The following is a 13,960-nucleotide window of genomic DNA, read 5'->3' on the forward strand; positions in this document are numbered from 1 at the left end:
CACATTATGTTAGCGTTATTTAAATCAAAGCCGTTGCTAGAACAAGCTGAGCAGCAGTGGCTGATTGATACCTTTATTTGGGCGGTAGAGCACTTTGATGCCGAATTTTTTACCAAGCATACGCAAATAATATTACCAACCGTTGAGCACTTTCCTGATTCGGTATCGAGCATTGAGGAAATGGCTACTAAGGTTTTTGTGCGAGTACGCGATTACGCAGGTATGAATGCGTGGCCAATACAGTTGGTTGCACCACAGCAGTTACAACCACAAGTATTCCCACACTTTGAATTTGCTGAACATATAAGGGGAGAGCAAAGCCAGCTTATAGTACCCCCAAGCCATACGATTAATATCTCGTTTAACCCTAATCAAATTAATCAGCCGCAAGATTTAGTGGCCAGCTTTGCTGGCACGCTGGCGACTGTATTAATACATCATGTTGGGGTGTTACCGCCAGGCGGTAAAGACTACTTACCACAAGCGGCAGATGCGCTGGCCTGTTTTTTAGGGTTTGGGGTAATGATGAGCAACACTGTGTATCAATTTAAAGGCGGGTGTGGCTCGTGCTATAACCCGTATGCTAATCGTGAGGCTAAGTTAAGCGAAACCCATACTGTATTTATGCACGCGCTAATTAGTTATTTTAAAAACGACAGTGTCTCTAAAAAACATTTAAAGCCACATTTGCGCAGCCAATTTAAAAAAGCCCAAAAAGAGATCAAAGCATTAGTTGAAAACTCTGCTAATCCACTATTGCTTGCCTATGCACCCACTTAAACCGGATACTTGTGAACTACTTAGACGAATTTTTACTAATTGCCATTGCCCATTTTTTTGCTGTAGCCAGCCCAGGCCCCGATTTTGCTGTGGTGCTCAAACAAAGTATACAGCAGGGCAGGCGTAACGCCCTATGGACAAGCGCTGGCGTAGGCGCGGCTATTTTATTACACGTAGGATACTGCGTATTAGGGGTTGCGCTAATTTTAACGCAATCGCCTACTTTATTTATGGCGCTAAAGTACGTTGCGGGCGCGTATTTAGCCTATTTAGGCGTACAAGCATTAAGGGCTGCCAAACCACCGGTAAATAAAACAGATAACATTGAAAGCAAAACAGCCCCACAAGAAAGCGTATGGCATGCATTTAGGCGCGGCTTTTTAACCAATGCACTTAATCCTAAAGCAACCCTCTTTTTTATGTCGTTATTTACCTTAGTTATTAGTGTAACTACACCTACCAGCGTGCAAGTTGTGTATGGGGTTTATATGGCTTTAGCTACTTGGGTGTGGTTTTCTATGCTTTCTTTAGTGTTGTCAAAACCCAGTGTAAGGGCGTTTTTTCAAAAAAGTGGCTATTGGTTTGACCGAGGGATAGGTGTTATTTTAATTGCTCTAGCCATTCGTGTTGTCATTTAACTCTAGGAGGAAGTCATGCCTATTTATAATTTTTCGTTTGGATCGAATATGTCTTCTAACCGCTTGCTTGCGCGTTTACCAAAAGCAAAGCGAGTTGGCACGGCTGTATTAAAAGGCTACGAGCTTACGTTTAATATGTTATTTAAAGATGGCTCGGGTAAGTGCAGTATTCAAAAGAGTGATGATAAAAACGCCCTGGTATACGGCGTGGTGTATGAGCTTGATGAAGCTGAAAAAGCAATTTTAGACACCATAGAGGGCCCAGGCTACGACTGTGTTGCTATTAACCCCACTCTGTTAGATGGTGAGCAAATAGAGGCGCATTGTTATATAGCCAATACGCACGATAACGAGGTGCTGCCATACGACTGGTATATTCAGCACGTTCATCGCGGCGCGCTTGAGGCGGGCGTACCAAAAGAATACAGTGATGCAATACTTAATCGGCCGCACAAGCCCGATACAAATAAGGCGCGTGCTGAAATAGAATTTGCAGTACACCAAAAATAATAAGGATAATCATGAAACTCACCAAATTAGCCAGTTTAGCCTTGCTTGCCTGTGCCACTTTTAATAGTTGGGCACAAATTAATACCACGCACTTAGAAGAGGTGATTAATACCTCAATGGCACGCTTTGACGTACCGGGTATGGCGGTAGCGGTTGTGCAAGACGATAAAGTGGTATTTGCTAAAGGCTTTGGCACAAGTAACCTCAATACAAATGCAAAAGTGAACAAAGACACACTTTTTGGTATTGCCTCAAACACAAAAGCATTTACCAGTGCAGCGCTGGCTAAGTTGGTTGATGAAGGTAAGTTAAGCTGGGATGACAGAGTAATTGACCACTTACCTGAGTTTAGGTTGTACGACTCCTACGTCACCCGCGAAATGCGTGTTCGTGATTTATTAAGCCATCGCAGTGGCTTAGGGCTTGGCCAAGGCGATTTAATGATTTGGCCAAGTACTGATAAATCTATAGCAGATATTTTAGCCGGCCTACAGTATTTAAAGCCAGCCAGCAGCTTTCGCAGCCAGTATGCCTATAACAACTTAATGTTTGTAACCGCAGGCGAAGTGGTGGCACGTGTATCTGGTATGAGCTGGAACGATTACATCGAAAAAAATATATTACAGCCTTTGCACATGGATAACTCTCGTGCGGGTTTTTCGCGTATTCCTAAAAGCAATAAAAACTGGGCAATTGGCCATATTCCTATGGATGGCAAGCTTAATCCATTCTTTGTTAACTACCTAGAGGACTTTAGAGGCGCAGGGGCTATTGCATCGAGTGTAAACGATATGAGCCAATGGTTACTTACGCAGTTAGCTGGCGGTAAAATGCCAAGCGGCGAGCAACTCTTTAGTGAAAAACAGCAAGCGCAAATGTGGCACCCGCATATTACCTCTATGGCGTCTAAAAGTGCGTATGAGGCCTATCATCAGCAATTTAGAGGCTATGGGCTAGGTTGGAGTATTGAAGATTACCACGGCTTTAAAAAGCTAGGCCACGGCGGGGGCATTTTAGGCATGGTGTCGCAAGTTACGTTACTGCCTGAGAAAAAGCTCGGCATTGTTATTTTATCTAATCAGCAAGCATTTAGTGCGCTTTCTGCGGTTACCCACGAAGTGTTAGAAGATGCCCTTGATCTTGAAGATAAAGACTGGGTTGAAGAGTTAGCTAAAAAACATTTTGCGAGTAAACAAAAAGCCTACGCAAATGCAAAACCCGACACCCCAGCAGATTATCAGCCACAATTACCTAATATAAATTACACCGGCACGCTACATGACGATTGGTATGGCGATGTAATTATTGAGCAGTTAGATGGCAAACTACGTATTGATTTTACCCATACCAAACGCTTAAAAGGCACCCTTGAGCATTACACAGGTAATACGTTTATTGTTAAATGGGATGAAAAACTACTTGAGGCCGATGCGTTTATTCGTTTTGATATGGGCGAAAATAACCGTGTAAATAGCGCTAAAATGCGTGCGGTATCAACAGCGGTAACAGACTTTAGTTTTGATTTTAGAAACCTTAATTTAAAAGCTAAGTAGTAATGCTATACACCAAAGTCGCAAAGCCACCTTAAGGTGGCTTTGTTATATTTAGCACTCAAAGGAAAGGAGCGTTTATGCGTACTGCTGTTATTTCACACCCCCATTGCCGTAAACATAAAATGATTGACGATCATCCTGAGTGCCCACAGCGCCTTGACGCCATTGCCGATAGACTTCTGGCAAGTGGTATAGATATCGGCTTAACGCATTTACAAGCACCTAAAGCGCACCGTGAACATTACTTGTTAGCACATGACGAGTCGTTAGTTAATCTTGTGGAGCGTTTGCTCCCTAATGAGGGGTTAAATAACCTTGATGGCGACACTTGGCTATGCCCTGATTCATTAAAAGCAATAGAGCGCGCCGTAGGGGCAGGGCTGTTGGCTGTAGATGAAATACTCGCAGATAAACTCGATGCCGCCTTTTGCGCTGTACGCCCGCCTGGGCATCATGCCAATGCACATGCTTCATCTGGATTTTGTGTATTTAATAATTTAGCTATAGCGGTTAAGTATGCTCAAAGCAAAGGCGTTAAACGTATAGCCATAGCTGATTTTGACGTACACCACGGTAATGGTACACAAGATATTTTTTTGGATGACGACAATGTATTACTTTGTTCGTTATTTCAATATCCATTTTATCCAAATACAGCCGTAAAAAATAACAGCCACATAGTTAATTCCCCTTTGCCAATAGCCAGTAATGGCGATGATTTAAAAGAGGTGTTTAATACTCAGTGGTTGCCTAAATTAAAAGCCTTTAAGCCAGAGCTGCTATTTATAAGTGCAGGGTTTGATGCACACCTAGAAGATGACATGGCCAGTTTAAAGTTTGTAGAAGATGACTACAGCTGGCTTACTGAGCAATTATGCGACGTTGCAAAAGAGAGTGGCTGTAAAGGTGTTATATCTTACCTTGAAGGCGGCTATGCGCTATCAGCATTAGGAAGAAGTGCTGTAGCGCATATAAAAGTGCTTAGTGAGTACTAATACCAATTTGAAATAATTAATAATTACGCGAATTGGTATAACAAAGGCTGAGGGTTATAAACCTAGTAAATCAAACGCCTGCTTGGTATTAAGGGTTTTAATTTTGCCAAGGCAGCATTGCCCTTCATTTAACAAATAAGTGGTTACCAGCTGCACAAGTTGCTCTTCATTAAGGGGCTTACATGCAGCGCCTTGTAGGTCAACGTATTCGCCTTGCTTATTCAGCACACGCACATTACTAAGCTCACTTTGTGTTACGCTGTGCAAACACGCTTGTTGCTCTTGTTTATCGCGTGCTATTTCAAGCTCATTATAAACAATTAATAACTGTGGAAAGCTGTTTAGCATAGTTACCCTACTGTTACCTCATATGAAGTAAATTTACGTACATTAATTACGCCTGTATCAAAAATTAAGTACTGACCTTTTATACCTTGGAGCACACCGCTTACTACTGGGTTTTTATCAAAATTAAACGAGCTAATTTTAGTGGGGTACTCTGTCACCGGAAAGTTTAAGTCAACCACGTCTTCATCAAGTTGCTCTATAGCTGTGGCACCAAATAACTCGCTTAACTCATTTAATTTATCGCTAATTTGCGGGATAAGCTCAGCCGCAGCGGCTTTTAAGTCAATTTCTTCGTTTTGGCCCTTTAGCATATTACGCCAATTGGTTTTGTCGGCGATAAACTCAGCCAAAGCTACCTCCACTAAGCCTGATTGCAAACGTGTTTGTACTTTAAAAATAGGTAAGGCTTGAGTGGCACCCTGATCAACCCAACGTGTCGGTATTTGAGTATGACGGGTAATACCTACTTTAAGGCCAGAGGTATTGGCTAAATAAACGTAGTGAGGAATCATGCAGTTTTCTTCGCCCCACTGCGGCTCGCGACAAGTGCCTTGATCGTAATGGCAGGTTTCTGGCTTCATAATACACATATCGCAGCTAGCAAGCTTACGCATACACACAAAACAGTGGCCTTGCGAGTAACTCTTTTTAGTTTTTTTGCCACAGTTTGAGCATAAAATAGTACCGCTAAATGTAAGCGTTAACTCTTTACCAATGAGTGCGTTTAGGTCGATTAAGTTGTCGCCCACAGGAAGGTGATATTGAACCGGTTCTGTTAAGCTCGATTTTAGTTTACGCAAAGTGCCTTGCATCTTTACTTGGCCCCTAAAGATGTTGATATTAAAACGTGGAGTTTAACATCTTTAAACTGTATTGGCTTTTTAAGAAGTGTAAATAGTCATCATAGGGCAGGGGTTTTGCGTATAAGTAACCCTGTGCTCTGTCTGCGCCCATCTCTTTTAATAAGTGGTGTACATCTTGGGTTTCTATGCCTTCCATGGTGATAGATAGCCCTAGGTTATGTGCCATGTCTATAGCGGTTTGCACAATCACTTTATTGGCGGTGTTATTTGTTAAATCAAATACAAATGATTTATCTACTTTAAGCTCTGTAAAGCGGTAATTTACCAAATAGCTTAATGATGAATAGCCAGTGCCAAAGTCATCAAGCACTACCCGTACCCCTAAATCCGATAGTTCATTAACTAATGAAATAAGCGCTTCGTGGCTATCAACGAGAGCCGACTCCGTTAACTCAAACTTAAGTAACTGTGGCGGAACTTGGTATTTTATAAGAATGTTTTCTACTTTTTCAGCTAGGTTTTTAATTGACAGGTTTTTAGCACTTAAGTTTACGCTAATAGGGTGGTCTTTATAGCCTTGCTCCGTTAGTTTAATAATATCTTTACAGGCCTGCTCAATAACCCATAAGGTGAGCTCATTAATTATACCTGTGTGTTCAGCAAGGGTAATTAGCTCCTCTATAGAGACACCTTTAAAAGCGGGATTAGGCCAACGCAGCAACGCTTCTGCGCCACTGACTTGATTGAATTTTAGCCCTATTTGGGGTTGGTAATATAGCGCTAGTTGGTTGTCTTTAATCGCTTTTTGTAATTTAGCCGCTAATGCTACATCCATTAATATATTACTGTTATTAGAGGCGCTGACGACTAAATCGTTACTACTCTTGGCTTTTTTAAGCGCTAAATAACCCCGTTTTGTCCAATATTCAAAATCGTCATTTTTGGCAGCATTACTAATGCCTATGTTATAGGTCAGTTGTAAGTTTAGCCCTTGAATTTCGTATTGCTTTGGCAGGCTATTAATCACTTTAATTAAAGCCCCTTCAAGAGATTGCTGATTTTGGTTCTTAGTCGATATGCAGGCAAATATCCCGCTGCCTAGATCGGCTAAGCGGGGACTGTTATTAAAGTCTATGTCGAGGCTGGTAAATTCCCGCTCATGGCTAAGCTCTAACTCTATTTGCTTAGCCACGTGCTTTATTAACGTGTAGCCCTGTGATGGGGTAATTATTGTGTTGAGCGAATTAAAGTGGCGAATTTTAATCAAGCATAGGGTGGTATTACGCCCTTGTGCTTGTAAGCTCATAAACGCTTGTTTTAATTTGGCACTGTTAAGTAATTTAGTTTGCTGAGTATGTGTAGCATGATAAAGCGCGCGCTCGCGCTGATAGCGCACTCTATCGGCAAGCGCCATAGCCATTAAAATAACTTCACACAAAATTGCCACTAAAAACGCGTGACGAATCGCAAAACTATAATCCAAAAAGCCGGTTAACTCTAGTGGCTGTATTGCTGCGCCAACAATGAGAGGAACCCACGAAAAAACATAAAACTTCGCCCACCTAAAGCCCGTGCGTAGTTTATTGTAAATCAAAATAGCGCACATGATGTACAACAGGCTTAGCACACAAAAAAACAGCGGCGCTGCAATGTACTCGGGTATGAATAATGTAATTAATGCTAATAAAAATATTAGAGTAAGTAGCGCTTTACTCATTTTATAGCGCCAACATTTATCTTTGTGGTAGCGTAAAAACATGGTGCAAAAGGCGAGGGTAAAGAAGGCCATTGAGTAGTTTGAAAAAATTACTTTTTCGTGCAGATACAATTGCCACTCTAGGGGCCATAAATAAAAGCCAAAGCCCATTACAATGCCCATTAAACACAGCGCACTAATGATATAGCCTATATAAACTAAATAAACGCGGTCTTTAATTCCAAAATAAAGCACTAAATTATACAGGGCGGCCATTAGTAGCACGCCTGCAAATATGCCCCAAATACCGGTTTGCGAGCGAACTAAATCAACAAATTCTTTATGGCGATACAAATTAATAGGGGTTTTGCTAATCCCCGTTGTATCAATTTTAATGGCTAAGCGCTCTGTTGTTTTACTCTCAAGTGCAAAACGTATATGCGGTACGCTATATTGGAAAAGCGTGAGAGACTTTACTTTATCACCTAATTTATAGCTTTCTATAAGCTCATTTCTTTTATTTAATCGATACACGCTTAAGTGATCAACCATGGGGTTATCAAAATGAGCAACAATGTCTTGAGTATCTAAACTTTTATTTTCAAGGTCTATAAATAGCCAATAGTTTTGCTGCTTAAAGCTCCACGGAATATCGCTCAGCGATTGGTGGGTGAGCAAATTAGGATTTAAAATAATATCGTTTAGCGTGTGAGATTTACTCTCATCTATATAGTAAGCAAAGTCTAAATATACAGGTGTGGTTTTATCGATGGTATAACGAGTCGGCACTACTAGGTTAGAAGCGAGTGTGCTAATAATATATAATATGAAAATCAGTATGGCTAAGGCCGTGGCATGATAACGTAAAGTTTTCGTTTCCAACGTTGTATACTTGTAATAACTCTTTTAATTAGTGTAGCACTAAAAAAGCGCATATAAACTGCGCTTTTTTAGTTAAATTTTTAGGGTCTGCTGACCTTTCAGGATTAAAATTTGTTTATCCTAGAGATAATTTAATCGCGGCGTGAGGTTTGTAACCTAGTGGATTAAGTCAAACCCTTTGGGCAGCGCATGTTTGGCATTTATTCCTCGTTATCGCCCATTTATGGGGAATAACCACATTACATAGGCGCTGCCTTGCCTAAATACCAAACATACTGCTGCAAATTTAACCTATAAAGATAAGCAAGCTCTAAGTTAAACCAATAATTTAGTTACAGGCTACTGCTCGCGAGCAATTGCTCTGTAAGCTATATCGGTGCGGTACTCCATACCTTCCCAGCTAATTTGTTTTACAAGCTCGTATGCACGTTGCTGCGCCTCGGTAACGGTATTGCCAAGTGCCGTTGCACATAATACACGTCCACCTGCGGTGACAACGTTTTCGCCCGCTTGCTTAGTACCTGCATGAAATACTTTTTCATCGGCAGGGTAGTTAACTTTAAGGCCTGATATTGCATCACCTTTAGGGTAATCACCTGGGTAGCCTTTAGCGGCAAGTACAACACCTACGGCTGCGCGCGGGTCAAACTCAATGGTTGTTTTATCAAGCTCTTCGCGGTTAGCCGCTTCAACAAGCTCAACTAAGTCTGATTTAAGACGAAGCATCATAGGTTGTGTTTCAGGGTCTCCAAAGCGGCAGTTGTACTCAATCACTTTAGGTGTGCCCTGGGCATCAATCATTAAACCTGCGTATAAAAAACCAGTGTAAGGGTGGCCTTCGCTTGCCATTCCTTCAACGGTAGGAACGATAACTTCGTTCATAATACGCTGGTGGATCTCGTCGGTTACGACAGGTGCCGGTGAGTACGCGCCCATGCCGCCAGTATTTGGCCCTTTGTCACCATTGTAGGCGCGTTTATGATCTTGGCTTGTTGCAAATGGCAAAATATTTTTACCATCAACCATAACAATAAAAGAAGCTTCTTCGCCTTCTAAAAACTCTTCGATTACAACACGGCTGCCAGCTTCGCCAAACGCATTACCTGCCAGCATATCGCGAATAGCGTCTTCAGCTTCACGCTCGTTCATTGCTACAATCACACCTTTACCAGCCGCTAGGCCATCTGCTTTTATTACAATTGGCGCGCCTTTTTCTTTTAAATAAGCAAGGGCAGGGTCAATTTGTTCAAACGTTTGGTAATCAGCGGTTGGGATTGCATGGCGAGCTAAAAAGTCTTTAGTAAACGACTTAGAGCCTTCTAGCTGTGCTGCGCCGGCTGTTGGGCCAAAAATAGCGAGACCGTGTTCACGGAACTTATCTACTACACCCAGTACAAGCGGAACTTCAGGGCCCACAATAGTAAGTTCTACATTGTTTTGTTGCGCAAAGTGTAATAGGCCATCTAGGTCTTCAACGTTAATTGCAACGTTCTCTAATTTTGGCTCAAGTGCAGTACCAGCATTACCTGGTGCTACAAATACGGTGTTTACTTTACTGTTTTGAGCGGCCTTAAACGCAAGTGCGTGTTCGCGGCCGCCACTGCCAATGACTAATACATTCATGGCGAAATATTCCTATTTAAAGCGGTTTTTTAAATTTCAGCGTCATACGGTCGCTTTCACCAATAGCTTTGTATTTATCGGCATCTTGCTCGCCAAGGCGTAAGCTTGGTGGAAGCGTCCATACCCCTTTAGGGTGATCGGCTGTATCTTTTGGATTCGCGTTAATCTCACTTGTTGCAACTAATTCAAACCCAGCTTTTTTAGCTAAATCGATGACGTAGCTTTGCTTCATGTAGCCAGTTGATTTTTGATCCTCATCAGCACGGCTCTCATCTAAGCGGTGTTCAACTACACCTAATACGCCACCTGGTTTTAACGCTTTATAAAAAGATTTAAACGCGCTTAATGCACCTTCAGTGTCTTTACCCATGTACCAGTTATGTACATTGCGAAAGGTTAGTACCATGTCGGCAGTACCGGCTGGGGCAATATCAGTGTGCGTTAGAGGAGCAAATTCAGAAATTTTTACTTTGCTAAAACGCTCATCTTCGGCCACTTTTTTCTTAAAGTTGGCCAGTGAGCGTTGGTAATATCCCACCGATGAATCACTCGGAAAGTGCGCAGCGTAATATAGGCCTTGCTCTTTAAGTGCTGGTGCTAATATTTCACTGTACCACCCACCGCCTGGCGCAATTTCAACCACGGTCATTGTTGGTTTAAAACCAAAAAATGCCAGAGTTTGCTCAGGGTGACGGTATTCATCGCGGGCGCTATTTTTAGCGCTGCGCTCACTTGATTGAATAGCATGGCTAAGGCTTGACTCATGGTTATGGCTAAGTGCCATAGTTGATGTAAGCGCAAGCGAGGCAACAAGTAGTGACTTTAGTGCAAATTTCATCGTTTGTTCCTTAACATTTTATATAGGTGTTGAATCAGAATACGTGAATTGATTGCAAACAAAAAGGGCTAAACGCTGTGTTTAACCCTTTGTGTGATTAGTGGCGGAAGTGGCGCATGCCGGTAAATACCATTGCCATGCCAGCTTCGTCAGCAGCGGCGATAACTTCTTCATCGCGCATTGAGCCACCTGGTTGTATTACGGCTGTAATACCGGCCGCTGCAGCTGCATCTATGCCGTCACGGAACGGGAAGAATGCATCCGACGCCATCACTGAACCAGGTACTTCTAGGTTTTCATCAGCGGCTTTAATACCTGCTATTTTAGCGGAGTAAACACGGCTCATTTGACCTGCGCCTACGCCAATGGTCATTCCGTCGCGGGCATATACAATCGCGTTTGATTTAACAAACTTAGCCACTTTCCAGCAAAACAGTAAATCTTTAAGTTCTTGCTCAGAAGGCTGACGTTTAGACACAACTTTTAAGTCGCCTTGAGTAACCATGCCTAGGTCGCGGTCTTGTACTAAAACACCGCCGTTTACGCGTTTAATGTCGTGGCCTGTTGCTTTGCCACTCCATTGTCCACACGCTAATAAACGTACATTCTTTTTCGCTTCAACAATTTTTGCCGCTTCGTTTGAAATGCTAGGGGCAATAATCACTTCAACGAACTGGCGATCAACAATGGCTTGTGCTGTTTTTGCATCAAGCTCGCGGTTAAAGGCAATAATGCCGCCAAACGCTGAGGTTGGATCTGTTTTAAAGGCACGGTCGTAAGCACTAAGAATATCTTCGCCAATTGAAACGCCACATGGGTTAGCGTGTTTAACAATAACACATGCAGGTACATCAAATTCTTTAACACACTCAAGTGCGGCGTCGGTATCTGCAATGTTATTAAACGACAGGGCTTTACCTTGTAGCTGAGTAGCGGTTGCAACGGATGCTTCGCTTACATCGTTTTCAACGTAAAAAGCAGCATCTTGGTGTGAGTTTTCACCGTAACGCATATCTTGCTTTTTAGTGAACTGCATATTGATAGTACGTGGGAATTTAGTCTCTTCAACGGCTTCTTCAGTGTAATCAGGAACCATTTTGCCAAAGTAGTTAGCAATCATGCCATCGTATTGAGCAGTGTGCTCATAAGCGGCAATGGCTAAGTCAAAACGTGTTTTATATGTAGTTGAACCATTATTGTTTTGCATTTCGCTAATAACACGGTCGTAATCGCTCGCGTTTACCACAATCGTTACATCTTTGTGGTTTTTAGCGGCTGCGCGCACCATAGTTGGGCCGCCAATATCAATGTTCTCAATGGCATCTTCAAGGCTGCAGTTTTCTTGAGCGACAGTATTCGCAAAGGGGTATAAGTTAACTACAACAATATCGATAGCAGAGATGTTGTTATCTGCCATTACACCTTCATCTTGTCCGCGACGCGCCAATATGCCGCCGTGAATTTTAGGGTGAAGAGTTTTTACGCGACCATCCATAATTTCAGGATGACCTGTGTGATCTGATACTTCAGTCACTTTTATGCCGTTATCAGCAAGGAGTTTGCAGGTACCGCCAGTTGATAAAATATCAACACCTTGCGCTTCTAGAGCGCGGGCAAATTCAACAATACCAGTTTTATCAGACACACTTAAAAGTGCGCGACGAATGGGACGATGAGTATCCATTGTAGTTTGATTTCCTCAGTTAATGAGCTAGCTTAGAAGCGGGCATTTTAACTGATTACTACTCAAAAAACGACTTATAAAGCGCCAATAAGCGTGAGCATTTTGCAATTTGGTTAATGAATTGCAGGTATAAAAAAAGCACCCAAAGGTGCTTTTTTTGCATGATACCAATTGTATTGGATTAGTAAGCAGTTATTACGATAGAAAAACAAGTCTATAACAAGGCAAAAATTTTACAGTGTAGTTATTCTACATAAGAAATTTTTAACGCCGTTATGGGCTTGTTTAGCTCGTTAGAATGCTTACGCTTTCAATATCATTGGTATTAGTTCATGCCGTATTTTTTAAGCTTTTTACGTAAAGTACCGCGGTTGATACCTAGTAAAATTGCCGCACGAGTTTGGTTACCACGTGTGTATGTCATTACTTCTTCAAGTAATGGCGCTTCTAGCTCTGAAAGAACAAGGTCGTAAACGTCTTGCACATCTTGACCGTTAAGCTGCTTTAAATAGTGGTGAACAGCTTTTTTTACTGCATCACGCAATGGCTGCGGTTTCTCGTGTGACTGAACATGAGGGTTTGTGATAAATGGAGAAGTCACGTTTTGTTCGAACATTATTTAATCTCTTTCTTTCTTAGTTAGCTGCTAGTGTTTTAAAGTATTGCGTTAATGCGTCAACTTGTGCTTTTGGGTTGTCGAGCGCATTAAATACTCGCCTAAACTGACCGTCACTGTCATGGGTTTGCAAATACCAAGATACATGTTTGCGAGCGATTCGCGCTCCCATTGGCTCGCCGTAAAACGCATGGAGGTTATCTAAATGCTCCATTAAAATACTTCGCACCTCTGAAATAGCAGGTGGTGGTAAGTGTTCTCCAGTTCGCAAATAGTGGTCTATCTCCCTAAATATCCAAGGGCGACCTTGGGCGGCTCGGCCAATCATAATGGCATCTGCACCCGTATAGTCCAAAACCTGCTTTGCCTTCTCTGGTGATGTAATATCACCATTAGCAACCACAGGTATCGACACTGAGCGTTTTATATCCCTAATCGTGGCATATTCTGCTTCACCTTTGTACATACATGCGCGCGTGCGCCCATGTACAGCAAGTGATGCAATGCCATAACGCTCAGCTATTCTCGCAATCTCTACACCATTACGGTTATCCTGATCCCATCCTGTTCGGATTTTAAGTGTGACCGGGATATCAACAGCATTTACTACTGCATCAATTATCTCTTCCACAAGTTCAGGAAACTGTAATAAGGCAGAGCCTGCGAGTTTCTTGTTCACTTTTTTTGCTGGGCACCCCATATTGATATCTATGATCTGTGCACCGTTTGCAACATTGAATTGTGCGGCCTGCGCCATAAGCTCAGGATCTGCTCCTGCAATTTGCACCGCGCGTATACCCGATTCGCCGCTGTGATCCATACGGTTCATCGATTTTTCAGTCTTCCAAACCTTCGGGTTTGACGATAACATTTCAGACACGGCCAAGCCTGCGCCTAAGCGGCGGCAAAGCTGTCTAAATGGTCTGTCTGTAATACCTGCCATTGGCGCGACTATTACATTATTCTCAAGTTGGTATGAACCGATACGCACTGT

13 protein-coding genes are annotated in these 13,960 nt (G+C 42.4%); 5 read left to right on the plus strand and 8 right to left on the minus strand.

Annotation, left to right across the window (positions count from 1 at the left end):
• The first annotated feature begins 6 nt into the window (after nucleotides 1-6).
• The 5 genes from AN391_RS06900 to AN391_RS06920 all read left to right on the plus strand — a co-directional run bounded on the left by AN391_RS06900 (nucleotide 7) and on the right by AN391_RS06920 (nucleotide 4,476).
• Entirely contained in the window at nucleotides 7-780 is a 774-nt protein-coding gene (locus tag AN391_RS06900) for a hypothetical protein (RefSeq protein ID WP_055014714.1), read from the plus strand.
• Nucleotides 781-791: 11 nt separating this feature from the next.
• Nucleotides 792-1,418, plus strand: a complete 627-nt coding sequence (locus AN391_RS06905; RefSeq protein ID WP_055014715.1) for a LysE family translocator — start codon at nucleotides 792-794, stop codon at nucleotides 1,416-1,418.
• Between the two features lie 15 nt (nucleotides 1,419-1,433).
• A complete protein-coding gene (locus AN391_RS06910) occupies nucleotides 1,434-1,928 on the plus strand; it encodes a gamma-glutamylcyclotransferase family protein (RefSeq protein WP_055014716.1) in 495 nt (164 codons plus the stop codon).
• Nucleotides 1,929-1,939: 11 nt separating this feature from the next.
• Nucleotides 1,940-3,481: a serine hydrolase gene (locus tag AN391_RS06915; RefSeq protein ID WP_055014717.1), complete on the plus strand. Its 1,542-nt coding sequence runs from the start codon at nucleotides 1,940-1,942 to the stop codon at nucleotides 3,479-3,481.
• Nucleotides 3,482-3,558: 77 nt separating this feature from the next.
• A complete protein-coding gene (locus tag AN391_RS06920) occupies nucleotides 3,559-4,476 on the plus strand; it encodes a histone deacetylase family protein (protein WP_055014718.1) in 918 nt (305 codons plus the stop codon).
• Nucleotides 4,477-4,530: 54 nt separating this feature from the next.
• Here the strand turns inward: AN391_RS06920 and AN391_RS06925 are convergent, their stop codons facing one another.
• The 8 genes from AN391_RS06925 to dusB form a co-directional block, all read right to left on the minus strand.
• Nucleotides 4,531-4,824: a hypothetical protein gene (locus AN391_RS06925; RefSeq protein WP_055014719.1), complete on the minus strand. Its 294-nt coding sequence runs from the start codon at nucleotides 4,822-4,824 to the stop codon at nucleotides 4,531-4,533.
• 2 nt (nucleotides 4,825-4,826) lie between these two features.
• Nucleotides 4,827-5,636: a DUF2797 domain-containing protein gene (locus AN391_RS06930; protein WP_055014720.1), complete on the minus strand. Its 810-nt coding sequence runs from the start codon at nucleotides 5,634-5,636 to the stop codon at nucleotides 4,827-4,829.
• A gap of 28 nt (nucleotides 5,637-5,664) precedes the next feature.
• On the minus strand, nucleotides 5,665-8,205 hold the full coding sequence (locus tag AN391_RS06935) for an EAL domain-containing protein (RefSeq protein WP_055014721.1): 2,541 nt from the start codon (nucleotides 8,203-8,205) through the stop codon (nucleotides 5,665-5,667).
• 339 nt (nucleotides 8,206-8,544) lie between these two features.
• On the minus strand, nucleotides 8,545-9,828 hold the full coding sequence (gene purD / locus AN391_RS06940; RefSeq protein WP_055014722.1) for a phosphoribosylamine--glycine ligase: 1,284 nt from the start codon (nucleotides 9,826-9,828) through the stop codon (nucleotides 8,545-8,547).
• A gap of 16 nt (nucleotides 9,829-9,844) precedes the next feature.
• Entirely contained in the window at nucleotides 9,845-10,666 is an 822-nt protein-coding gene (locus tag AN391_RS06945) for a class I SAM-dependent methyltransferase (protein ID WP_055014723.1), read from the minus strand.
• 97 nt (nucleotides 10,667-10,763) lie between these two features.
• Entirely contained in the window at nucleotides 10,764-12,350 is a 1,587-nt protein-coding gene (purH, locus tag AN391_RS06950) for a bifunctional phosphoribosylaminoimidazolecarboxamide formyltransferase/IMP cyclohydrolase (RefSeq protein WP_055014724.1), read from the minus strand.
• A gap of 325 nt (nucleotides 12,351-12,675) precedes the next feature.
• Entirely contained in the window at nucleotides 12,676-12,966 is a 291-nt protein-coding gene (gene fis, locus AN391_RS06955) for a DNA-binding transcriptional regulator Fis (RefSeq protein ID WP_002957804.1), read from the minus strand.
• A 19-nt stretch (nucleotides 12,967-12,985) separates the two neighbouring features.
• The gene (gene dusB, locus AN391_RS06960) at nucleotides 12,986-13,957 is read right to left on the minus strand and encodes a tRNA dihydrouridine synthase DusB (RefSeq protein WP_171037620.1); all 972 of its coding nucleotides are present in this window, start codon (nucleotides 13,955-13,957) and stop codon (nucleotides 12,986-12,988) included.
• Nucleotides 13,958-13,960 lie beyond the last annotated feature (3 nt).

It is taken from the genome of Pseudoalteromonas sp. P1-13-1a (assembly GCF_001401875.1).
GTDB lineage: Bacteria > Pseudomonadota > Gammaproteobacteria > Enterobacterales > Alteromonadaceae > Pseudoalteromonas.

Bases quoted from the DNA above. Each gene is read 5' to 3' on its own strand.
- AN391_RS06900 (WP_055014714.1), top strand. From the start codon at position 7: ATGTTAGCGTTATTTAAATCAAAGCCGTTGCTAGAACAAGCTGAGCAG.
- AN391_RS06915 (WP_055014717.1), top strand. From the start codon at position 1,940: ATGAAACTCACCAAATTAGCCAGTTTAGCCTTGCTTGCCTGTGCCACT.
- AN391_RS06910 (WP_055014716.1), top strand. From the start codon at position 1,434: ATGCCTATTTATAATTTTTCGTTTGGATCGAATATGTCTTCTAACCGC.
- AN391_RS06925 (WP_055014719.1), bottom strand. From the start codon at position 4,824: ATGCTAAACAGCTTTCCACAGTTATTAATTGTTTATAATGAGCTTGAA.
- AN391_RS06945 (WP_055014723.1), bottom strand. From the start codon at position 10,666: ATGAAATTTGCACTAAAGTCACTACTTGTTGCCTCGCTTGCGCTTACA.
- purH (WP_055014724.1), bottom strand. From the start codon at position 12,350: ATGGATACTCATCGTCCCATTCGTCGCGCACTTTTAAGTGTGTCTGAT.
- AN391_RS06920 (WP_055014718.1), top strand. From the start codon at position 3,559: ATGCGTACTGCTGTTATTTCACACCCCCATTGCCGTAAACATAAAATG.
- AN391_RS06930 (WP_055014720.1), bottom strand. From the start codon at position 5,636: ATGCAAGGCACTTTGCGTAAACTAAAATCGAGCTTAACAGAACCGGTT.
- fis (WP_002957804.1), bottom strand. From the start codon at position 12,966: ATGTTCGAACAAAACGTGACTTCTCCATTTATCACAAACCCTCATGTT.
- purD (WP_055014722.1), bottom strand. From the start codon at position 9,828: ATGAATGTATTAGTCATTGGCAGTGGCGGCCGCGAACACGCACTTGCG.